The organism is Actinomadura sp. 1N219 (genome assembly GCF_044326405.1).
GTDB lineage: Bacteria > Actinomycetota > Actinomycetes > Streptosporangiales > Streptosporangiaceae > Spirillospora.
In genome coordinates, this window is record NZ_JBIRAY010000032.1 from 1 (window position 1) to 22,485 (window position 22,485).

General features: G+C 72.3%; 18 protein-coding genes. 8 read left to right on the plus strand and 10 right to left on the minus strand.

The window, feature by feature from the left end; all coding sequences use genetic code 11:
* Window positions 1-71: 71 nt before the first annotated feature.
* Window positions 72-1,007 carry a tRNA (adenine-N1)-methyltransferase gene (locus ACH35V_RS41945; protein ID WP_395980480.1) on the minus strand — a complete coding sequence of 312 codons (936 nt, stop codon included), beginning with the start codon at window positions 1,005-1,007 and terminating at the stop codon, window positions 72-74.
* A gap of 144 nt (window positions 1,008-1,151) precedes the next feature.
* Window positions 1,152-2,339 (minus strand): M50 family metallopeptidase, encoded by a 1,188-nt coding sequence (locus tag ACH35V_RS41950; protein WP_395980481.1) that lies wholly within the window; start codon window positions 2,337-2,339, stop codon window positions 1,152-1,154.
* A 105-nt stretch (window positions 2,340-2,444) separates the two neighbouring features.
* Here ACH35V_RS41950 and ACH35V_RS41955 point away from each other — a divergent pair, with 105 nt between their 5' ends.
* From ACH35V_RS41955 to ACH35V_RS41975, 5 genes are all read left to right on the plus strand, one after another.
* The gene (locus tag ACH35V_RS41955) at window positions 2,445-3,407 is read left to right on the plus strand and encodes a RecB family exonuclease (protein WP_395980482.1); all 963 of its coding nucleotides are present in this window, start codon (window positions 2,445-2,447) and stop codon (window positions 3,405-3,407) included.
* Window positions 3,408-3,753: 346 nt separating this feature from the next.
* On the plus strand, window positions 3,754-4,977 hold the full coding sequence (locus ACH35V_RS41960; protein ID WP_395980483.1) for a sensor histidine kinase: 1,224 nt from the start codon (window positions 3,754-3,756) through the stop codon (window positions 4,975-4,977).
* A gap of 114 nt (window positions 4,978-5,091) precedes the next feature.
* Complete coding sequence (locus ACH35V_RS41965) at window positions 5,092-5,772, plus strand: response regulator (RefSeq protein ID WP_395980484.1); 681 nt, start codon at window positions 5,092-5,094, stop codon at window positions 5,770-5,772.
* A 425-nt stretch (window positions 5,773-6,197) separates the two neighbouring features.
* Window positions 6,198-7,052, plus strand: a complete 855-nt coding sequence (locus ACH35V_RS41970; protein ID WP_395980485.1) for an ABC transporter ATP-binding protein — start codon at window positions 6,198-6,200, stop codon at window positions 7,050-7,052.
* The gene (locus ACH35V_RS41975; RefSeq protein WP_395980486.1) at window positions 7,049-9,550 is read left to right on the plus strand and encodes an ABC transporter permease; all 2,502 of its coding nucleotides are present in this window, start codon (window positions 7,049-7,051) and stop codon (window positions 9,548-9,550) included. Before ACH35V_RS41970 ends, ACH35V_RS41975 begins: the two co-directional genes overlap by 4 nt.
* A 139-nt stretch (window positions 9,551-9,689) precedes the next feature.
* Here ACH35V_RS41975 and ACH35V_RS41980 read toward each other — a convergent pair whose 3' ends face one another.
* The 7 genes from ACH35V_RS41980 to ACH35V_RS42010 form a co-directional block, all read right to left on the minus strand.
* Window positions 9,690-10,799 carry an ABC transporter ATP-binding protein gene (locus tag ACH35V_RS41980; RefSeq protein ID WP_395980487.1) on the minus strand — a complete coding sequence of 370 codons (1,110 nt, stop codon included), beginning with the start codon at window positions 10,797-10,799 and terminating at the stop codon, window positions 9,690-9,692.
* Between the two features lie 26 nt (window positions 10,800-10,825).
* Window positions 10,826-11,893: an ABC transporter ATP-binding protein gene (locus tag ACH35V_RS41985; protein WP_395980488.1), complete on the minus strand. Its 1,068-nt coding sequence runs from the start codon at window positions 11,891-11,893 to the stop codon at window positions 10,826-10,828.
* On the minus strand, window positions 11,893-12,906 hold the full coding sequence (locus tag ACH35V_RS41990; RefSeq protein WP_395980489.1) for an ABC transporter permease: 1,014 nt from the start codon (window positions 12,904-12,906) through the stop codon (window positions 11,893-11,895). The genes ACH35V_RS41985 and ACH35V_RS41990 overlap by 1 nt, the downstream gene beginning before the upstream one ends.
* A 104-nt stretch (window positions 12,907-13,010) precedes the next feature.
* Window positions 13,011-14,780, minus strand: a complete 1,770-nt coding sequence (locus ACH35V_RS41995; protein WP_395980490.1) for an ABC transporter substrate-binding protein — start codon at window positions 14,778-14,780, stop codon at window positions 13,011-13,013.
* Window positions 14,781-14,826: 46 nt separating this feature from the next.
* Entirely contained in the window at window positions 14,827-15,819 is a 993-nt protein-coding gene (locus tag ACH35V_RS42000) for an ABC transporter permease (RefSeq protein WP_395980491.1), read from the minus strand.
* A gap of 555 nt (window positions 15,820-16,374) precedes the next feature.
* Window positions 16,375-16,812, minus strand: a complete 438-nt coding sequence (locus tag ACH35V_RS42005) for a hypothetical protein (protein ID WP_395980492.1) — start codon at window positions 16,810-16,812, stop codon at window positions 16,375-16,377.
* 314 nt (window positions 16,813-17,126) lie between these two features.
* The gene (locus ACH35V_RS42010) at window positions 17,127-17,813 is read right to left on the minus strand and encodes an HAD family hydrolase (protein ID WP_395980493.1); all 687 of its coding nucleotides are present in this window, start codon (window positions 17,811-17,813) and stop codon (window positions 17,127-17,129) included.
* 137 nt (window positions 17,814-17,950) lie between these two features.
* Between ACH35V_RS42010 and ACH35V_RS42015 the strand changes: the two genes are divergently transcribed.
* From ACH35V_RS42015 to ACH35V_RS42025, 3 genes are all read left to right on the plus strand, one after another.
* Window positions 17,951-18,409, plus strand: coding sequence for a universal stress protein (locus ACH35V_RS42015; protein WP_395980494.1), 459 nt, complete (start codon window positions 17,951-17,953; stop codon window positions 18,407-18,409).
* 180 nt (window positions 18,410-18,589) lie between these two features.
* Complete coding sequence (locus ACH35V_RS42020; protein WP_131969251.1) at window positions 18,590-19,432, plus strand: PAC2 family protein; 843 nt, start codon at window positions 18,590-18,592, stop codon at window positions 19,430-19,432.
* A 252-nt stretch (window positions 19,433-19,684) separates the two neighbouring features.
* Window positions 19,685-21,241, plus strand: coding sequence for a serine/threonine-protein kinase (locus ACH35V_RS42025; protein ID WP_395980495.1), 1,557 nt, complete (start codon window positions 19,685-19,687; stop codon window positions 21,239-21,241).
* A gap of 4 nt (window positions 21,242-21,245) precedes the next feature.
* On the opposite strand, the gene mshC is transcribed toward ACH35V_RS42025, so the two are convergent.
* Window positions 21,246-22,484 (minus strand): cysteine--1-D-myo-inosityl 2-amino-2-deoxy-alpha-D-glucopyranoside ligase, encoded by a 1,239-nt coding sequence (mshC, locus tag ACH35V_RS42030; RefSeq protein ID WP_395980496.1) that lies wholly within the window; start codon window positions 22,482-22,484, stop codon window positions 21,246-21,248.
* Between the last annotated feature and the right edge of the window lies 1 nt (window position 22,485).

Sequence of the window (22,485 nt, forward strand, 5' to 3'; positions counted from 1 at the left end):
GGAAACGGTGGTGTCGCGGTGGGGTGGGGTGCGTGGCCGGTGCCCGGCGGGTCGCGCGGCCGGAGTGTGATCTACGACTCGGTGGGGCGGCCGGGCGTGGCGGCGTCGTCGTGGGCGCTCTGGGGGGCGGGGTGGGCGGCTTTGGCGGGGCGGCGGCGGCGGGCGGGCGGGGTGACGCCGTCGGCGAGGCGGCGGGCGGTGACGAGGAAGCCGGTGTGGCCGATCATGCGGTGGTCGGGGCGGACGGCGAGGCCGTCGACGTGCCAGGTGCGGAGCATGGTCTCGGAGGCGTGGGGTTCGGCGAAGGCGCCGTGGGCGCGGAGGTCTTCGACGACGCGGGACATCTGGGTGGTGGTGGCGATGTAGGCGCAGACGATGCCGCCGGGGACGAGGGCCTTGGCGACGGCGTCGAGGCATTCCCAGGGGGCGAGCATGTCGAGGACGACGCGGTCGACGTCGGTTTCGGCGAGGTGGTGTTCGAGGGGGCCGATGGTGAGGCGCCAGGCGGGGTGGGGGCCGCCGAAGAACTTCTCGACGTTGGCGCGGGCGATGTCGGCGAAGTCGGGGCGGCGTTCGTAGGACGAGAGGAGGCCGTGGCCGCCGACGGCGCGGAGGAGGAAGCAGGTGAGGGCACCGGATCCGGCGCCGGCCTCGACGACGCGGGCGCCGGGGAAGATGTCGGCCATGGCGACGATCTGGGCGGCGTCCTTGGGGTAGACGACGGCGGCGCCGCGGGGCATGCGGAGGGCGAAGTCGGCGAGGAGGGGCCGGAAGGCGAGGTATTCGGTGCCGCCGGTGGAGCGGTAGACGGTGCCTTCGGGGCTGCCGATGATGTCGTCGTGGGGGACGGAGCCCTTGTGGGAGTGGTACAGCTTGCCGGGCTGGAGGGTGATGGTGTTGATGCGGCCTTTGGGGTCGGTGAGCTGAACCTGGTCTCCGGGCCGGAACGGGCCGTGGGGTGCGCGGCCGGGTGCGGGTGCGGGGTCGTTCGGCTGGGGTTCGCTCATGAACGTCAAGGCTAGCGGCGGGTGCGGCCCGGTCAGGACGCGGTCGGCGGGCCTGTGCGGAGCGGCGTGGGCGCCGTCCGGCGGCGGGGCCGGGCGGCGTCCGGCGGCGGGCGGGGCGGGTCAGATGCCGGGGGCGGGGCGGGGTCAGATGCCGGCGAAGGCGCGGTCGAGGTCGGCGGCGACGAGGACGCCGTAGACGCGTCCGTCGGGTTCGACGAGGAGGTACTCGGAGGCGGGTGCGCGGCGGAGGGCGTCCATGAGTTCTTCGCCGGTGATGTCGGCGGGGAGGGTGAGGCGTTCGTCGACGCCGCGGGAGAGGTCGCCGGCGGTGACCCAGGGGCGGCGGTGCTCGGGCGTGGCGGTGACGGCCTTCTCGCTGACGAGGCCGAGGGGCCTGCCGTCGTGGTCGGCGATGACGATGGCGCCGGCGCGGTCGTCGTGGGCGCGGCCGATGGCCACGGCGAGGGGGACGTCGGCGGTGACGAGGGTGGCGCGGCGGGCGAGGCGGCGGGCGGACAGCAGGGGGATGCGGTCGCGGACGTGCTCGGCGCGGATGGCGTGGGTGGCGCCGACCCAGATGAACGAGGCGACGAGGGCGGACCAGAGGAGGGCGAGCCAGCCGATGCCCTGTCCGGCGCCGGTGCCGTAGGTGGCGAGGAGGGCGCCGGCGAGGAGGGTGGCGACGGCGACGCCGCGGCCGACCCAGCCGGCGATGATGGCGCCGCTGCGGCTGCGTCCGGTGGCCTTCCAGACGGCGGCGCGGACGAGGCGGCCGCCGTCGAGGGGCAGGCCTGGCAGGAGGTTGAAGACGCCGACGAGGAGGTTGGCGAAGGTGAGGGCGTCGACGAGGAGGAGCGCGACGTCCGGCATGGGCACGAAGGCGCGGGCGAGGAGGCCGAGGCCGGCGAGGACGAGGTTGACGAGCGGGCCGGCGAAGGCGATGAGGAATTCGCGGCCGGGGGTGGGGGCCTCGCGTTCGATGGACGTCTCGCCGCCGAGGACGTGGAGGGTGACGGAGCGGACGGGGAGGCCGAAGGCGCGGGCGGTGACGGCGTGGCTGAGTTCGTGGACGAACACCGAGCCGTAGAGGAGGACGGCGTAGGTGAACGCGACGAGGTAGCTGGCGGGGCGCTGGACGACGTCGTGGACCTGTCCTTCGAACATGACGGTGACGAGGACGGCGACCAGGAACCAGCTGGGCGAGACGTAGACGGGGACGCCGAAGAGGCGGCCCATGCGGAGGCCGGGCGGCCGCGGGGTGGGGCCGCCGTCGCCGGGGCCGGGGTCGCCGGCGGGGGTCTTGCCTTCGGTCGGGGGCGCGCTGTGTGTCACGTCACCGATGCTACGGCCCTGGTGCCGCGGGCCGATCGGGTGGTCGGGGCGGGGGGCGCGGCGGATGCGGGATTTCGTCGGGGGCGTCGCCTAGTGTGCTGTGCCATGACGACGACCGAGGCGGGTAGTGAGGCGTCCGTTCCGTCCGCGGGCGGGGAGGCCGGATCGGCGGCGGGCGCGGCGGGCGTGGAGGTGGTCGGGTCGTTGTCGCCGTCGCGGGCGAGCGATTTCATGACGTGTCCGCTGCGGTACCGGTTCCGGGTGATCGACCGGCTGCCGGAGCGGCCGAGCGCGGCGGCGGCGCGGGGGACGCTGGTGCACGCGGTCCTGGAGCGGCTGTTCGATCTGCCGCGGGACGGGCGGACGGCGGCGGCGGCGCTGGAGCTGCTGGGGCCGGAGTGGGAGCGGTTGCTGGCGGAGGAGCCGGAGCTGGGGGGGCTGTTCGCGGAGGGGGACGGCGGTGACGCGGAGCGGGCGGAGTGGCTGGGGCAGGCGCGGCGGATGGTGGAGCGGTATTTCACGCTGGAGGATCCGCAGCGGCTGGAGCCGGCGGAGCGGGAGTTGTTCGTGGAGACGGTGCTGGATTCGGGGTTGAAGCTGCGGGGCTACATCGACCGGGTGGACGTGGCGCCGAGCGGCGACGTGCGGATCGTGGACTACAAGACGGGGACGGCGCCGCGCGCTGATTTCGAGGCGCGTGCGCTGTTCCAGATGAAGTTCTACGCGCTGGTGCTGTGGCGGTTGCAGGGGCGGGTTCCGCGTCTTCTGCAGCTGATGTATCTGGGGAACGGCGAGGTTCTGCGTTACGAGCCGGACGAGTCGGATCTGCGGGCGACGCAGCGGAAGGTGGAGGCGCTGTGGCAGGCGATCCGGCGGGCGATGGACACGGGCGAGTGGCGGGCGCGGACGGGCCGGCTGTGCGACTGGTGTGATCACAAGGAGCGGTGCCCGGAGTTCGGCGGCACTCCCCCGCCGCTGCCGTCGGCGCCGGTGAACCGGCCGTCCCCCGCGGATTTGGAGGTCACGGCCGGGGCGCAGGCGGCGGCCCGCGAACGCGACGACCTGTAGCCGCCCGCCGACCGGGTCGCACCGTCCGCCCGCTGGCTCGCGCCGCCCGCCCGCCGGGTCGCGCCGCCCGCCGACCGGCTCGCACCGTCCGCCGGCCGGGTCGCGCCGCCCGCCCGCCGGGTCGCGCCGTCCATCGACTGGGTCGCGCCGTCCGCCGCATCTGGCCGGGCCGTCGGCGCGGAGGCAGAGGGGGCGTGGAGGGTGGGGTGGGGCGTAGGGGGCGAGGTGGGGGTGCAGGCGGTGTCGCCAGGGGGATCGGGAGTGCGGAGGCGTCCTCCTTGGGGAGGACTGCGGATCCGCGCACAGGAGGGGTCACGACCTGGCGCGACCTCCTAGGGTGAGAGTCGTGTCACCCCGCATCCGTGGTCTTCATTCCTTCCGCGCCTGGCTCCAGGCGCGTCCGCTGGCAGCGGACACGCTGCTGGCGTTCGGGCTGCTGTTGGTGGGGCTGCCGCAATTGCTCCTGCAGGAGCTTCCGAAGACCGAGGAGTTCGACCAGTTCCGGGACCCGGACCTGTGGGGCGTGCTGGTCGTCGTCGTGGTGACGCTGTCGCTGCGGTGGCGGCAGCGCCGTCCGCTGGCGGTGCTGCTGTTCATCGTCGCGGGCGAGATGGTGCTGGGGGTGGCGGGGTATCCGCCGTCGGCGTCGGACGTGCTGGCGTTCCTGATCGCGATCTACAGCGTCGCGGCGCATCGGGGCCTGGCGCAGAGCGCGGTGGGCGGGCTGGTGGCGCTGGCGCATCTGCTGGTGTACATCACGATCCTTCCGGTGTCGACGTCGCCGGTCGAGATGATGACGAACTTCGTGCTGCTGATCGGGGTGTGGGTGCTGGGCCGGAACCTGCGGCTGCGGCGCGCGTACTTCGCGGAGCTGGAGGACCGGGCGGCGCGGCTGGAGCGGGCGCGGGGCACCGACGCGCGGGCGGCGCGGATCGAGGAGCGGTCGCGGATCGCGCGGGAGCTGCACGACGTGGTGGCGCATCATGTGAGCGTGATGACGGTGCAGGCGGGCGCGGCGCGGCGGATCATCGACCGGGATCCGGGCAGCGCGCGGGAGGCGATGTCGACGATCGAGGAGGTCGGGCGGACGGCGCTGAGCGAGATGCGGCGGATCGTCGGGGTGCTGCGGACGGACCGGGATCCGGAGCGGGCGGGCCGGGAGCTGGCGCCGCAGCCGGGCCTGGGGGATCTCGGGGAGCTGCTGGACCACGTCCGGGAGACGGGCCTGTCGGTGCAGCTGTGGATCGAGGGCGAGGCGCGGCCGCCGTCGCCGGGGGTGGACGTGGCGGCGTTCCGGCTGATCCAGGAGGCGCTGACGAACACGCTGAAGCACGCGGGGCCGCAGGCGCGGGCGTGGGTGCGGCTGTACTACGGGGACCGGGACCTGACGGTGGAGATCGAGGACGACGGCCGCGGCACGGCGACGTTCATGGCGGAGGACGGGGCCAATCCGGGGCACGGCCTGGTCGGCATGTACGAGCGGGTGGCGCTGTACGGTGGCGAGTTGAAGATCGGGCCGCGGGTCGGCGGCGGGTTCGGGGTGCGGGCCCGGTTCCCGCTGGAGGCGTGAGGGGTGCGGGAAGGCCGTAGGTTGGGCGGGAGCGCCGCAGGTTGGCTGGAGCGCTGTGAGGCGAGGAGCGGGCACGATGGATGAACCGGGACGCCGAGCGGGCGGTGCAGGGCGATGACGACGGTGCGGGTGCTGCTCGTCGACGATCAGCCGCTGCTGCGGACGGGTTTCCGGCTCATCCTGGAGGCGGAGCCGGACATCGCGGTGGTGGGCGAGGCCGGGGACGGCGCGGCTGCGGTGGAGCTGACGCGGTCGATGCTGCCGGACGTGGTGCTGATGGACATCCGGATGCCGGGGGTGGACGGCATCGAGGCGACCCGGCGGATCATCCGGGAGGGCGCGGCGTCGCACGATCCGAGGGTGCTGATCCTGACGACGTTCGACCTGGACGAGTACGTGATCGAGGCGGTGCGGGCCGGGGCGAGCGGGTTCCTGCTGAAGGACTCCCCGCCGGAGGACCTGGTGCAGGCGATCAGGATCGTCGCGGCGGGCGACGCGATCGTCGCGCCGTCGGTGACGCGGCGGCTGCTGGACAAGTTCGCGACGCGGCTGCCCGCGGTGCGGGACGCGTCGCCGCCGCCGGGGCTGGACACGCTGACGGAGCGGGAGCGCGAGGTGCTGTCGCATGTGGCGCGGGGCCAGTCGAACGCGGAGATCGCGGCGGAGCTGGTGGTGAGCGAGACGACGGTGAAGACGCATGTGGGGAACGTCCTGGCGAAGCTGGGGCTGCGGGACCGGGTGCAGGCGGTCGTGTACGCGTACGAGACGGGCATGAGCCGCCCGGGCCAGAGCTGACCCTGTGGGACCCCGGTAGGGCCACGTAGGACCCCGGTAGGGCACGTAGGACCCCGGTAGGGCCACGTAGAGACGCCCCAGGGTCTCAGGGACATCCCTGAGAACCCGGCGCGTCCGCCTCGGCGCGCGTCTTGGCGCAGGTGCGGGGCCTGGCGGCGCCGCGGCCGGGGGCGGAGGGGGCCGCCGGTTCGGGGCCGGTCCCTGAGATGACCCCTGTCTTCCGGGTGGACGGGTCTACTCCGCTAGGACGACCGGAGGGCCTCTTCTACTGCCAGGGGTGGACCGGCAAGTCCGTTCCTGAGGGCCATCACACGAGATCGTCGGCCTTCTACTGTTTTGTACGTCGGGTCGCCGGGGGAAAGCGCGGCCGCGACGCGTTCCTGCTCACTCACTCGTTCCTGCTCACTCACACTCGGGAGTTTCACGTGACGAACACCGCCCCATCGACCGCCGGCGCGCACTTCGCGCCCGGGGCGGGCGACTTCGCCGCACGGACCCAGCGGGTCGCGAAGGTGTACGGGCGCGGCGACGCCCAGGTCGTCGCGCTCGACGGGGTCACGGTCGGCATTCCCCGCGGCCGCTTCACCGCGATCATGGGCCCGTCCGGGTCCGGGAAGTCGACGCTCATGCACTGCATGGCGGGCCTGGACTCGGTGGACTCCGGCGAGGTCTTCATCGGCGACACCGAGCTGACCCGCCTCAAGGACAAGCAGCTCACGCGGCTCAGGCGCGACAAGGTCGGCTTCATCTTCCAGGCGTTCAACCTCGTCCCGACGCTGACGGCGCTGGAGAACATCACGCTGCCGATGGACATCGCGGGCCGCAAGCCGGACCGGGAGTGGCTGGACACGGTGATCGACACCGTGGATCTGCGGCCGCGGCTGAAGCACCGTCCGTCGGAGCTGTCGGGCGGGCAGCAGCAGCGGGTCGCGTGCGCCCGCGCGCTCGCCGCCCGCCCCGAGATCATCTTCGCGGACGAGCCGACGGGGAACCTGGACTCCAGGTCCGGCGCGGAGGTCCTCGGGTTCCTGCGTGACTCGGTGCGCCGCATGGGGCAGACGATCGTGATGGTGACGCATGACCCGTCCGCGGCCGCGTACGCCGACCAGGTGCTGTTCCTGACCGACGGGCAGATCGTCGACACGATGGAGGGGCCGACGGCGGAGCGGGTGCTGGAGCGGATGAAGGGCTTCGACGCCGGCGCCGGCCGGGCCGCGCAGCCCGCCGGGCAGCCGAGCGGGCGGCCGGGCGGACAGGGGCCGGGGGTCGCGGCGCGATGATGGGCAAGGTCACGCTCCGCAACCTCGCGGCGCACAAGATCAGGCTGGTGCTGACGGCCGTCGCGGTGATCCTCGGCGTGGCGTTCGTGGCCGGCACGCTGATCTTCACCGACAGCATGAACAAGCAGTTCGACGACCTGTTCAGCAGGGTCGGCACGAACGTGGCCGTGGACGTCCGCGCCAAGAAGGTCATCGACGGCGACGACGACGGGATGGCGGCGCAGCCGGTCCCGGCGACCGTCCTGAAGGCGCTGGAGGGCGTCGACGGGGTCAAGGACCCGAAGGGGAACGTCACCGGGTACGCGGCGGTCGTCGGCAAGGACGGCAAGGTCGTCGGGACGCCGCAGAACGGCCCGCCGCAGATCGGCGCGAACTGGACCGGCACGGGGACCTACGACCTGGCGTCGGGCCGCGCGCCGCAGGGGCCGGGCGAGGTCATCGTCGACGACCGGACCGCGGAGAAGGGGAAGCTGAACGTCGGCGACACCGTCCAGGTCCTCACCGCGGGCCCGCCGCAGCGGATGCGGCTGGTGGGCCTCGTCGACGCCGGGAACCTGATGGGCGCGACGCTCACCGCGTTCGACACCGCGACGGCGCAGCGGCTGATGCTGAAGCCCGGCTACTTCAGCGACATCGAGATGGGGTCGGCGGGCCCGTCGCAGGCGGAGCTGCGCGACCGGGTCGCGAAGGTGCTGCCGGCCGGGATGGAGGCCGTCACCGGCGAGAAGCTCCGCGAGGAGGCCAAGAGCGACATCGCCGCGATGATGAACTTCTTCCGGACGTTCCTGCTCGTGTTCGCGCTGATCTCGATCTTCGTCGGGGCGTTCATCATCTTCAACACGTTCTCGATGCTGGTGGCGCAGCGGACCCGCGAGCTGGCGCTGCTGCGCGCCGTCGGCGCGGCCCGCGCGCAGGTGACGCGGGCGGTGATCGGCGAGGCGGTCGCGGTCGGGATCGTCGGGTCCACGCTCGGGCTGGCGGTCGGGGCGGGCCTGGCGACGATGCTGCAGTCGCAGGTCGGCGACGCCGGGGACGGCGGCCTGACGTTCACCGCGACGCCGGTGATCTGGTCGTACGTGGTCGGGATCGTCGTGACGGTCGTGTCGGCGTACTTCCCGGCCCGCCGCGCCGCGAAGATCCCGCCGGTGGCGGCGATGCGCGACGACGTCGCGCTGCCGCAGCGGTCGATGCGGATCCGGATCGCGCTCGGGTCGCTGCTGACCCTGGCCGGGGCGGGCCTGATCGGCGTGGGCTTGGCCGGCAACGGCGGCAACCCGGTGATCCCCGTGGGCGCGGGCGCGTTCGCGGTGTTCATCGGCGTCGCGATGCTCGCCCCGGTGATCAGCGTCCCGGTGCTGCGGGTGCTGGGCGCGCCGGCGGCGCGGCTGATGGGGTCGCCGGGACGGCTGGCAAGGCAGAACGCGCTGCGCAACCCGCGCCGCACCGCCGCGACCGCCGCCGCGCTGATGATCGGCCTGGCGCTGATCACCACGGTGAACGTGCTCGGCGCGACGATGCGCGCGTCGATCGACGACCAGATCGACGCGCAGTTCGGCGCGGACTACCTGGTCGCGTCGGAGGGCATGGGCGGCGTCGCCGCCGGCGCCGCGGAGAGGATCCAGGCGGTGCCCGGGGTGACGGCCGCGTCGCCCGCCTACGAGGGCGACGCGAAGATCGCCGGGAAGAAGACGTGGTACATGGCCGCCGACGGCGCCGTGATCGCGAAGGCGGCGAAGCTGAAGATCGTGTCGGGCGGCAGTGACCTCGGGAACGCCGGGATCATGGTGAACGAGGACACCGCGAAGGACAACGGCTGGAAGGTCGGCTCCGCGGTGCCCGTGCAGTTCACCGACGGGAAGACCGAGCAGCTGACGGTGACGGGCGTGTACGCCAGGAGCGACCTGATCGGGCCCCGGCTGGTGTCCACGCAGGCGTATCTGCGGCACACCCTCAACCCGTCCGTCGACGCGGTCGTGGTGGACGCGGCGGCGACGACCGCGGCGACGAAGACCGCGATCGAGACGGCGCTGAAGGACTACCCGAACCTGAAGGTGTCCGACCAGTCGGCGCTGAAGGAGGACGCCCGCAAGCAGGTCGACGGGTTCGTGACGTTCCTGACGATCCTGCTGATCATGTCCGTGATCATCGCGGCCGTCGGGGTGGTCAACACCCTGGCGCTGTCGGTGATCGAGCGGACCAGGGAGATCGGGCTGCTCCGCGCGATCGGGATCTCCCGGCGGCAGCTGCGCCGCATGATCCGGCTGGAGTCCATCATGATCGCGGTGTTCGGCGCGGTGCTCGGCATGGGCATCGGGGTCGCGTTCGGCGCGGCGCTGCAGAACGCGCTCGCCGAGGACGGCCTGGGCGTCCTCGCCATCCCGTACGGGACGCTCGCCGTCTACCTCGTGGTCGCCGCGGTGATCGGCGTGCTGGCGGCGCTGTGGCCGGCATGGCGGGCCGGGCGCATGGACGTCCTGAAGGCCATCGCCACCGAGTGACCGGCAGGGCCACCGAGTGATCCGCGGGGGACGCGAAAGACCCGGCGCCTCAATGAGGAGGGGCCGGGTCTTTCGCGTGTTCCAGCGGGCTAGCGCGGCCCGGCCTGGCGCGGCCGGGCGGTCACTCCGCCTGGCGCGGTCACTCCACAGGCTCGGCGGGGTCGTCGGCGGGCGCGGGAGGCTGCGCGACGGCGGCCTTGGCGACCGCGTCGGTGGCGCTGACCGTGGTGTTCTCCGGGAAGTGGCAGGCGGCCTGGTGGCCGGGGCTGAGCTCCACCAGCGGCGGCTCGACCTGCTTGCAGATGTCCTGCGCCTTCCAGCAGCGGGTGTGGAACCGGCAGGCGGGCGGCGGGTCGAGCGGGCTCGGCACGTCGCCCTGCAGCCGGATCCGCTTCCGCTCGCCCCGCTCGGCGGGGTCCGGGATCGGCACCGCGGACAGCAGCGCGTTGGTGTAGGGGTGCATGGGCCTCTCGTACAGGTCGGCCCGGTCCGCCACCTCGACGATCTTGCCGAGGTACATGACGGCGACGCGGTCGGAGATGTGCCGCACCACCGACAGGTCGTGCGCGATGACCACGTAGGTGAGGTCGAGTTCGTCCTGCAGGTCTTCCAGCAGGTTCACGACCTGGGCCTGCACCGACACGTCGAGGGCCGAGACCGGCTCGTCCGCGACGATCAGCTTCGGCTTGAGGGCCAGGGTGCGGGCGATCCCGATGCGCTGCCGCTGCCCGCCGGAGAACTCGTGCGGGTACCGGTTGTAGTGCTCGGGGCTCAGGCCGACGAGCTCCAGGATCTCCTGGACGGCCTTCTTCACGCCCTGCTTGGCCTCGATGTTCTGCAGCCGGAACGGCGCCCCGACGATCGCGCCGACCGTCTTGCGCGGGTTCAGCGACGAGAACGGGTCCTGGAAGATCATCTGAAAGTCGCGGCGGAGCGGCCGGAGCCGGCCCTGCGACATCTTCGTGATGTCGTGCCCCTCGAAGACGATCTTCCCGAAGCTCGGGTCCAGCAGCCGCATGATCATCCGGCCGGTGGTGGACTTGCCGCAGCCCGACTCCCCCACCAGCCCGAGGGTCTCGCCCTTGCGGACGGAGAAGGACACCCCGTCGACGGCCTTCACCGCCGCGACCTGCCGGCGCAGCAGCCCCGCCGTGACGGGGAAGTGCTTGCCGAGGTTCTCCACCTCCAGGAGGGTCTCGCCCTCCTGGACGGGACGGGTCCCGTCCGCCTGGGTCTTCGTAGTGCTCACCACAGTCTCGTTCCCACCCGTGCTCGTCACAGCTTCGGCCGGATCTCGTCGGTCCAGATCTCCCGGCGCCTCTCCAGCGGCAGATGGCACGCCGCCTTGTGGCCGGGTTCGAGCTCGATCAGCTCGGGCCGTTCCTTCGTGCTCCTGCCGTCGTTCAGGTCCGCGTAGGGGCAGCGGGGATGGAAGGCGCACCCGGACGGGACGTTGATCAGGCTCGGCGGCGACCCCACGATCGGCAGCAGCCGCTCGGTGCGCTCGCGGTCCAGCCTCGGCATCGAGCCGAGCAGCCCCCACGTGTAGGGGTGCAGCGGCCGGTGGAAGGCGTTGTCCACGGACGCGTACTCGACGCAGCGTCCCGCGTACATGACCAGGATGTCGTCCGCCAGCTCCGCGACCACGCCCAGATCGTGGGTGATCATGATGACGGCGGAGTTGAACTCCTGCTGCAGGTCGCGGATCAGGTCCAGGATCTGCGCCTGGACGGTCACGTCCAGCGCGGTCGTGGGCTCGTCGGCGATGAGCAGCTCGGGGTCGCACGACAGCGCCATCGCGATCATCGCGCGCTGCCGCATGCCGCCCGAGAACTGGTGCGGGTAGTCGTCCACCCGCTTGTCCGGCTTGGGGATGCCGACCCTGCCGAGCATGTCGACGGCGTGCTTGCGCGCCACCTGCTTCGACACGTCGTTGTGCACCCGGTACGCCTCGATGATCTGGTGCCCGACCGTGTAGAACGGGTGCATCGACGACAGCGGGTCCTGGAAGATCATCGCCATGTCGCGGCCGCGGAGCCGGCGGACCTCGTTCTGCGAGGCGCCGACGAGCTCCTTGCCGTTCAGCCAGATCTCCCCGGACACGTTGGAGTTGCGCTTGTTGTGCAGGCCCAGGATGCCGAGGCTCGTGACGCTCTTGCCCGACCCGGACTCGCCCACGATGCCGAGGGTGCGGCCGCGCTCCAACTCGAACGACAGCCCGTCCACCGACTTGACCAGGCCGTCGTCGGTCGGGAAGTGGATCTTCAGGTCGCGGACCTCGAGGAACGCCGCGGGAGCCTCGCCGGCGCCCACGGTGCCCTCCGCGGGGGCGGTGCCGGTCATCAGCCCAGCCTCACTCTCGGGTCGACGATGGCGTACAGCAGGTCGACGATCAGGTTGATGATCACGATGGAGAACGACGTGATCAGCGTGACGCCGAGGACCATGGGCAGGTCGCCGCTGCGGATCGAGTCGATCGCGAGGCGGCCGAGGCCCGGGATGCCGAAGGTGCTCTCGGTCAGCACCGCGCCGCCGAGGAGCAGGCCGAGGTCCAGCCCGAACACCGTCATGATCGGGGTCAGCGACGCGCGGAGCGCGTGCTTGGTGACGACGGTCTTCTCCGGCAGCCCCTTGGCGCGGGCGGTGCGAATGAAGTCCTCGTTCATCGTTTCCAGCATGCCCGCTCTGGTGAGCCGGGCGTACATCGCCGCGTAAAGGAACGCGAGCGTCACCCAGGGCAGCACCAGCGACTGGAACCACCTCACCGGATCGTCGGTGAAGTCCTTGTAGCTGCCGCCGCCCGGGAATATCTCGATGCTGTAGGAGAACAGGGCCAGGGACACCAGGCCGGTGAAGTAGATGGGCAGCGACACGCCGCTCAACGCGATCAGCATCGCCATCCGGTCCCAGACGCTCCCGCGCCGCAGCGCGGAGATGACACCGATGGTGATGCCGCCCGCGAGCCAGACGATCGCGGCGCCGAACGCGAGCGACGCCGTCGCCGGGGCGCGGTCGATCAGCGTCTCCCGGACGGGCTGGCTGCTGCGGAACGAGTACCCGAAGCACGGCGCCGGGCACTGGTCCGTGGTGGGGCCGGCCTTGTAGTCCCTGCCGGCGACGATGCCCTTGAGGTAGGCGCCGTACTGCACGAGGACCGGGTCGTCGAGGCCGAGCCGCTCCTTGGTGTCCACGATCGCCTCCGGCGTCGGCGCCTTCCCGACGAACCCGGCCGCGATCTGATCGGTGGTCTGTCCCGCCAGCTTCGGCAGCCAGAAGAAGATGCCGAAGGTGACCAGGCTGACCAGCAGCAGCATGACGACGGCGCCGATGAGACGCCGGATGATGTATGCGAACACAATGCTCGGCCCCACCCGCCGGCCGGGCGGACCTGTGGGTCCGGCCCCGGCCGGCGGGCGTCGCCTTCACCTGCCTTCAGAGGGACGCATGGGCGAGCGGGCTGTTACTCCGTCACACCCATGTTGAGGTAGTCGTACATTCCGCCGTAGGAGTAGGTGATGCCCACGTTGGACACGCGCTTCGGCCGGTACATCAGGGCCTTGGCGTAGACCAGCGGGACCTCCGCGGCCGTCTGCATGACCAGCTTGTCGGCCTCGCCGTAGGCCTTCAGGCGGGCCGCCTCGTCCGGGTTCTGGATGGCGTCGTCGAGGGCCTTGTTGACCTTCGGGTCGTCGAGCTCGGCGAGGTTGTTGCCGCCGGACGGCTTGATGGCCTCACCGTGGACGATCTGCTGCAGGAACCCGTAGCCGGTCGGCCAGTCCGCCGCCCACGCCATGATCATCATGCCGATGCCGTGGTCGTGGACGTACTTCGGCACGCCGACGTACTTCGAGAAGTAGTCGCCGGCCGGGAACTGCACGATCTCGGTCTTGATGCCGACCTTCGCCAGGCTCTGCTGGATGGCCTGCGCCATCGCGACTTCCTTCGGCCGGTCGGACCGGGCCGAGATCTTGGTGCTGAAGCCGTTCGGCTGGCCACACTGCTGCAGCTCCTGCTTGGCCTTCGCCAGGGTGGCCTGGTCGAGACCGCCGCCCTCCGCCTGCTTCTGCGGGTACAGGTCAAACTTGCTGTAGCCCGCGACCGTCGGGGGCAGCACCGTCGTGGCGACGTCACCGCCGGCCAGCGGGCCGCCGTAGGCGGTCTGCGCGGCGACCTTGTCGGTCGCGTACTGCACGGCGACGCGGCAGTGGATGTTGTCCAGCGGCTTGACGTTGACGTTCAGCGACATGAACCGCAGGAAGCCCTGGACGGGGTTGTCCACGTACGGCTTCTGCTCGGCGGCCAGCACCTTCGGCTGGGTGCCGGACTGGACGCCGACGCCCGTGATGTCCATGTCGAGCGAGCCGGCCAGCAGCCGCTGGTCGATGTCGTCCGCGTTCTGCTTGAGCTGGACTTCGATCTTGTCGGGCAGCGCCTTGCGGATCGGGTCCGTGCTCTGGTTCCAGTTCGGGTTGCGCGACAGCGTCATCGCCTTGCCGCGCGTGTAGTTGTCGACCTTGTACGGGCCGCTGGAGATGATCGCGGACTCGTACTTCAGCCCGGTGTCCTTGGCCTTCGGCACCGGCATCGTCTGCGACATCGCGACCAGGTAGTCGAACTCCTGGAACGGCGTGTTCAGGTGGAAGACGATCGTCTGGTCGTCCGGGGTCTCGATGGACTTCAGGCCCTCGTCGCTCTTGTCGTCGTAGGGGCCCTTGTAGGCCGGGTCGTTGTCGACCAGGTACTGCTTGAAGTACTTCGGCCCGCTCTGCAGCTCCTTGGAGAAGTTGCTGCGCTCGACCGCGTACTTGACGTCCTTGGACGTGACGGTGCTGCCGTCGTCGTACTTGACGCCGGTGCGCAGCTTGTACGTCCAGGTCTTGCCGCCGTCGCTGGCCTGGCCGAGGTCGGTCGCCAGGTCCGGCACGACCTTCAGGCTCGCGTCGCCCGCCTTCGGGTCGAACGTGGTCAGGCCGCGTCCGTACAGGCGGGCGAAGTTCTGCGAGAACGCGTAGTAGGTGTTCCCGGGGTCGGGCGAGTCCCAGTCGTCGGACGTGGCGAGCTTGAGCGTGCCGCCCTTCTTGTCCGACTTGCTGACGACCTCGTTGACGCCGGCGTTGTAGCCCGGGCCGCTTCCCGAGCCGCCGTCGTCTTCGCCGCCGCCACAGGCGGCGAGCCCCGCGGCCGCGACCACCCCGGCCGCGAGGACCGCGAACGGTCTCATCTTGTTCATGTGCAGGCGCACCCCTTCAATTAGACGGGTCCGAAAGAAACCCGAGTCACTTGGACCGAGGGTCGAGAGCGTCCCGCAGCCCGTCACCGAACAGGTTGAAGGCGAGGACGGTGAGGAAGATGGCCATGCCGGGAATGATCATGTACATCGGGTCCGACTCGTAGATCGGCACCGCGAGGGTCAGCATGCCGCCCCACGAGGGCGTGGGCGGGATGACGCCGACGCCGAGGAACGACAGCGCCGCCTCGAACAGGATGTTGGTCGGGATCAGCAGGGTCGAGTAGACCAGGATCGGCGCGACCAGGTTCGGCAGGACCTCTTTGAACAGCACGTAGCCGTTGCGGGCGCCCATGCTGCGCGCCGCGTCGACGAACTCGCGTTCCCGCAGCGACAGCGTCTGGCCGCGGATGATGCGGCCGATGTAGGGCCAGTTGAAGAACCCGATGACCACGACCAGCACCGACACGCGGAGCCCGTTCCCGCTCATCCCGAACGCGCCGTCCGCGACGACGCCGACCAGCGCGATCGCGAAGAGCAGCAGCGGGAAGGCGAGGAAGGCGTCCATCGCGCGGCTGATGATGTAGTCGACCCAGCCGCCGAAGTAGCCGGCGGTGATGCCGAGAACGGTCCCGATGACGACCGACATCAGGGTCGCGAGGAACGACACCAGCAGGGAGATCCGGGCGCCGTGGACGATGCGGGCCAGCATGTCGCGGCCCGTCCCCGGCTCGACGCCGAGCCAGTGCTCACCGCTGATGCCGGAGTGCCAGAAGCCGGACTTGGGACGGTTGTACGTCGGGTCGATGAGGTTCTGGTGGTACTTCAGCGGGTCCTGGACGAAGTAGGGACCGAAGATCGCGATGAGGATCAGCAGGATCACCACGACTGCGCCGGTCAGCGCGATCTTGTCGCGCTTGAGCCGCATCCAGGCGATCTGCCCGAGGGAGCGCCCCTGGATCTTCTTGCGGTCGACACCGGCCAGTACCGATTCCGGCTGAGCCTCTTTGTCGGACCCGCTCACCTCGATGGGTGCGGCCACGCTCCATACCTCCTACCGTCCGGCCCCTGGTTCGGCCATTCCGCCGGCGTCGACCGGCGGCCGCGGAGATCATCCGCCGGCCCCCGTGCCCGTCACGCCGCGTTCGCTGAAGGGAAACGTAGTCCTTCGGGCACGACTGTCCATCCGTGAAGCGACCTTCGCCAGTACCCGTATCTGACTTGTGATCTCGTCGTCATCTGGGGAACACGAGTCCGGACGTCACGTCGAACAAATCGCACGAATAGTAAGTATGTCGCTACCCCGGCAGGCAACAGATAGCCGGTCTAGACCGGAAAGCTTTATCGTACTGAGGCCGTTCCGAGACCGTTGCTCCGCAGGTCAACGGCGGGTCGGCACGGAGGGTGACGCCGGTCGGGACGGCGCGGGCGCACGGCGGCGGGCCGGGGCCTCCCCTTGATCGTGTGGGGACGTCCCGGCCCGCCGTGGTCGGTACGCAGAGCCGGACGAAAGCCCGGACGGACGCCGGACAAACACCGGACGGACGCCGGACAGGCACCCGGACGGACGCCGCAGGGACGCCGGAGGGGCGTCGGGTCAGGAGATGCCGCGGTCGCGGAGGATCCGCTCGATCTCCGCCAGCTCGGGGTCGCCGCCGCCCTGCGCGGGCCCCTCCACGGCGCCCTTCGCCTTGCCGGAGCGCCCGGCGGACTTCGGCCGCGCGTCCCCGCCCCCGGCGGCCTTCTTCCCGTCCTTGCCGCCGGCGTCCATGCGGCGGCTGATCATGGCGCCGGACGTCATGTAGAGCAGCACGGCGAGCCCCGCGACCGCGACTCCCGCCCACTTCACGGGGCTGAAGGCCAGGTCGACGAAGAACTCGGTCACCCCGGTCATCGCCGCGGCGAGCGGCACCAGCGACAGCGCGGCGCCGCGCACGCCCACGCCCGCGCCGCGGCGGCGGTAGGCCCCCCAGCTGATGACCAGCCCGAGCAGGGTCACTGCGAGGCTGATCGCGAAAATGGCTGCATCGCTCATGCCGGCCCTCAATCCCTACGCTTCACGGTCCTGCGCTGGTGCTCTCCCCTCCATCGTCACACGCCGGCTCGCGGTTGCGGTCCTCCCGGCGGACGGTTTGTCGCCCGGCGGGCCTCCTCCTCCGGCGTGATCCGTCCCCTAGGGTCCACCTCGCAGGTATCAGCGGTCCCTGCCGCCTCCAATGCACCCGCCGCCCCTCTCATCGGACGAATCCGGCGAATAACCACAAATCAGGTCAACGTCCGGCAACGTTTGGGAGTCGGCCGGGTGGAGGCCCGCATCCTGGCCAGGCCGCCCGAGCCGGTCTCCCGCGTTCAGGCCGCGGGGCCCTGGGACGGTTCGGCGAACGCGGGGAGGGCGCGCAGCGTCGCCAGGCTCACCTCGCGCAGCGACGCCACCACCGTGCGTCCCGGCGCGGGCGGGATCGGCAGGACGCCGGGCACCGCGACGGTGACGCAGCCCGCCGCCTCCGCCGCGGCGACGCCGTTCGGGGAGTCCTCCAGCACCACGCAGCGCCCCGGGTCGGCGCCGAGCCGCGCCGCGGCGGTCAGGTACGGCTCGGGGTCGGGCTTGGTCCGCGCGACCTCGTCGCCGGCGACGCTCAGCGCGAAGTGCTCGCGGCCGATCGCGTCCAGCACCGGCTCGATGAGGCGGCGGTGGCTGGAGGAGACCAGCGCCGCCGTGACGCCCGCCTCGCGGACCTCGGCGAGCAGGTCCTTGGCGCCCGGCATCATCGGGACGCAGGCGGCGAGCCGCTCGGCCATGCCGTCCAGCATCCGCCGGCCGACCTCCTCGGGCGGGGCGTCCGCGCCGGTCAGCTCCAGCATGTAGTCGACGGCGATGGCGAGGGAGCCGCCGACGAGGCGCTCCTGGTGGGCGGGCGTCCATTCGCCGCCCAGCCACGCCATGACCTCCGACTCGACCTCGAGCCAGACGCGTTCGGAGTCGATGAGCAGGCCGTCCATGTCGAACAGCACGGCCTGCGGGCCGCCACGGGTCACGTCGCTCCTCTCGTGCGGGGGTCTGCGGTCCGCCCGCGCGCGGTCGTTCTTGGACGGTGTGTGCAAAGAGACGGTGACGGACCGGTCACCGGACCGATACCGTGCCCCCAGTAACCTACTACCGGGTAAGGAACGGCATGAGCGCGTACCGCACCATCCTCGTCGGCACCGACGGCTCGGACTCCTCGTTCCGCGCGGTCGACCGGGCCGCGCAGCTGGCCGCCGCCACCGGCGCGACGCTGCTGCTCGCCTCCGCCTACAGCCCCATGCCCGCGCGCGAGCGCGCCAGCGCCGCCGACCGGCTCGGGGACCTGGCGTACAAGGTGCAGGGGTCCACGCCCGCCGACGACGCGCTGCGCGCCGCGCGGGAGCGGGCCGTCGCCGCCGGGGCCGTCGACGTCGAGCAGGTCGCCGTCGAGGGCGACGCCGTCGACGTCATCTCCCGGCTGGCGAAGGACCGGGAGGCGGAGCTGGTCGTGATCGGCAACCGCGGGCTGAACAGCCTGGCGGGCCGCATCCTCGGGTCCGTCCCGGCGAACCTGTCGCACCGCTCCCCCTGTGACGTGCTGATCGTCCACACCACCGACGGTAAGTGACGCGGGCCCGCCGGTTATTCCGCCGCGGGCGTACAGGGCCGGTGCAGGGCCGGAGAAGGGTGGGGTACGTCACCGTCAGGACGTAGGCTGACAGCCACCGATCATGAGCGGGGCCCCGACCCCCGGGAATGACGGCCCCCGACGGTGACGCTGTACCTGGGCGTCGGAAGGAGGCAGCGCGTGGTCGAGCTGGAAAGTCTGCCCGAACTGGTCGATCCGGTGCTCGTGGCCGCCTTTGAGGGGTGGAACGACGCCGGGGAGGCCGCCAGCGGGGTCATCGCGCACCTGGAGGCCACCTGGGAGGCGGTGCCGATCGCCGAACTCGACCCCGACGACTACTACGACTTCCAGGTCACCCGCCCGATCGTGGAGATGACCGACGGCGAGACCCGCGGCATCACCTGGCCCACCACCCGCGTGTCGTGGGCGCGGCTGCCGGGCGGCAAGGACGTCGTGCTCCTGCACGGCATCGAGCCGAACATGCGGTGGCGGTCGTTCTGCCGGGAGCTGGTCGGGCTGATGATGGAGCTCGAGGTCCGCAACGTGGTGCTGCTCGGCGCGCTGCTCGCCGACGCGCCGCACACCCGCCCGGTGCCGGTGACGGGGGCCGCGTCCGAGGCGGGGCTCGTCGGCACGCTGCACCTGGAGCCGGCCCGCTACGAGGGGCCCACCGGGATCCTCGGCGTGCTGCAGGACGCGTGCGCCAAGGCCGATCTCGACACGGTGTCGCTGTGGGCGGCCGTCCCGCACTACGTCGCGCAGCCGCCGTCCCCGAAGGCCACCCTCGCGCTGCTGCGCCGCGTCGAGGACCTGCTGGACGTGACCGTCCCGCTGGGCGAGCTGCCCGAGGAGGCGCGGGCCTGGGAGAACGGCGTCAACGAGCTCGCGGAGGAGGACTCCGAGGTCGCCGAGTACGTCCGGACGCTGGAGGAGCAGAAGGACGCCACCGAGCTCCCCGAGGCGAGCGGCGACGCGATCGCCCGCGAGTTCGAGCGCTACCTCCGCCGCCGCGACCCCGGCTGACCCCGGCCCGCCCCGCTGACCCCGGCCCGCCCCGCTGACCCCGGGCCCAGCCGACCCGGCCCGGCCCGGCTGACGCGGCCCTGCTGAGCAGGGCCCCGGCCGCACACCCGTCCGCCCGTCGGCGGTACAAAGGGGTCTAAAGTAGGGCGTTTGGAACGCGCCCGACGCCACTGGCTGGTCGTCTATAGGCTGGCGGGCCTACCCTGACGTGCACCCCGCCGAGTCGACGACCGGACGAGAGGAAGCTCCCCGTTGCCGGATGCTCAGCCGCTGCAACCCCATGACCCGGCGCGCCTGGGGCGCTACGAGCTGCTCGGGCGGCTCGGCTCCGGCGCGCAGGGCACGGTCTACCTCGGCGCGGGCGCCGACGGCCAGCGCGTCGCCGTCAAGCTCCTGCGGGTCCAGTTCGACGACGACGCCACCGCGCGGGCCAGGTTCGTCCGCGAGGCGGAGGTCGCCAAGCAGGTCGCCCGGTTCTGCACCGCCCAGTTCCTCGACGCCGAGGTCGCCGGCGACAGCCCGTACCTGGTCAGCGAGTACGTCCCCGGCGAGGCGCTGAACCGGGCCGTCGCGCGGGACGGGCCGATGGCCGGCGGCGCGCTGGACCGGCTCGCCGTCAGCACCGCCAGCGCGCTCACCGCCATCCACCGCGCCGGGATCGTGCACCGCGACCTCAAGCCGCACAACGTCCTGCTCGGCCCGGACGGCCCGCGCGTCATCGACTTCGGCCTGTCGCGGGTGCTGGACGCGGCCAGCGCGGTCAGCAGCCGCGCCGTCGGCACCCCCGCCTACATGGCGCCCGAGCAGGTGTCCGGGCTGGACGTCGGCGCCGCCGCCGACATGTTCGCCTGGGGCGCGACGATCACGTTCGCGGCGACCGGGCGGGCGCCGTTCGGCTCCGACTCCATTCCCGCGGTCATGTACCGCGTCCTGCATCACGAGCCCGACCTCGGGAACCTGGACGGCGAGCTGCGGGAACTGGTCGCCGCGTCGCTGTCGAAGGACCCCGCGTCCCGGCCCACGGCGGCGCAGCTGCTGCTGCGGCTCGTCGGGCACGAGGACGCGTTCGACACGGCCGCGGCCGCCATCACGTCCCCGTCCGCGCTCCCGGCGCCCGTGCCGCCGCTGCCGCCGATGGCGGCCCCCGTGCCGGGCGCGGCGCCGGGCGAAGGGGCCGGTGAGAACACGCTGCCGCCCGCGGCCACCGACCCGGCCCCGGACGCCGGCGGACCCGGACCCGGATCCGGCCCCCGCCCACCGCGCCGGAAGCGCCGCCTCGGGCGGGCGGTCGTCGCGGCCCTCGCCGCCGTCATCGTCGCGGCGCTCGCCGGGGCCGCCGGATACACCCTGCTGGAGCGGCCCGAGGACGACAGGCCCGAGGCCGGCGGCCCGCACGGCCAGGCGACGGCGCCCGGATCGGCGGTCGCCCCGTCGTCCGGGCCGTCATCCGCCAAGCCGAGCCGCACCCGCGCGAGCGCGTCGTCGGCGGCGCCGGGGCGGCCGGGGCCGGGCGGCGGCACCAAGCCCGGGGACGGCGACGGCGGAGGCCCCCCGGCCACCAGCGATCCGCCGCCGAAACCGGTCGTGCTCGGCTCCCCCAGCCCCGCCAAGTACTGCGCGGCCCGCGAGCGGAACGCCCAGTTCCGGAGCACCAAGTGGTACTGCGTGCCCCGCGACGGCGACATCGGCGTCGACACCCCGATCGAGATGACGTCGGTGTGCGCGGCCCAGTACCGCCACGACGCCGAGGCGCGGCTGCGCGGCGACGCGGGCAACCCGTCCGACTGGGACTGCTACGTCCTGGAGTGACCGTCTAGAGGACGACGCCGAGGAGCGCGTCGGCGATGGCCCTGACCTGCACCGGGGCGGCCTCGTCCGCGCCGTCCGCCGCGGCCCAGGCGTCCAGGGCTGCGAGCGCGGCCGGGGCGTCGAGGTCGTCGGCGAGGCGGTCGCGGACGGCCGCGGCGACGGGCGCGGCGGGCGGCCCGGACGGCCGCGACACCGCGGCTCGCCAGCGGCCGAGGCGGGCGGCGGCCTCGTCCAGTCCGCCGCGGGTCCATTCCCAGTCGGCGCGGTAGTGGTGCGCCAGCAGCGCCAGCCGGATCTCCATCGGGTCGGTGCCGGACTCCCGCAGCTTCGACACGAACACCAGATTGCCGCGCGACTTCGACATCTTCTCGCCGTCCAGGCCGACCATCCCGGCATGGACGTAGGCGCGGGCGTGGGGCCGCTCCCCCGTGGCGACCTGGGCGTGGGACGCGCTCATCTCGTGGTGCGGGAACGCCAGGTCGGAGCCGCCGCCCTCGACGTCGAACGCCATCCCGAGGTACTCGATGGAGATCGCGGAGCACTCGACGTGCCAGCCGGGGCGGCCCTCGCCGAACGGCGACTCCCAGCCGGGCTCGCCGGGGCGCCGCGCCATCCACAGCATCGGGTCGAGCGGGTCGCGCTTGCCGGGACGGTCCGGGTCGCCGCCTCGCTCGGCGGACAGCGGCCCCATCTCCCCGCGCGTCAGCCGGCTGACCTGCCCGAACGCCGGGTCGGCCGCGACGGGGAAGTAGACGTCGCCGGCCAGCTCGTAGGCGGCGTCCCGGCCGCGCAGCTTCTCGATCATCTCGACGATCAGCGGGATCGCCTCGACGGCGCCGATGTACCGGTCGGGCGGCAGGATCCGCAGCGCCGTCATGTCGTCGCGGAACAGCTGGATCTCCCGGTCGGCGAGGGCCCGCCAGTCCTCCCCCGTGTCGCGGGCACGTTCCAGGAGCGGGTCGTCGACGTCGGTGGCGTTCTGGACGTAGTGGACGCGGTGCCCGAGGTCCCGCCACACGCGGTTGACGAGGTCGAACGCCAGGTAGGTGTTGGCGTGGCCGAGGTGGGTCGCGTCGTAGGGGGTGATCCCGCACACGTACATCCGGGCGGTGCCGCCGGGCTCCGCCGGGCCCGCGGGGCGCGCCGTGCCCGTCCCCGTGTCGTGGAGGCGGAGCGGCCGGGAGGCGGCGGGCAGACCCGCGTCGGGAAGGCCGGGGACTTCTGAGGCGGGCCACGATCGCATA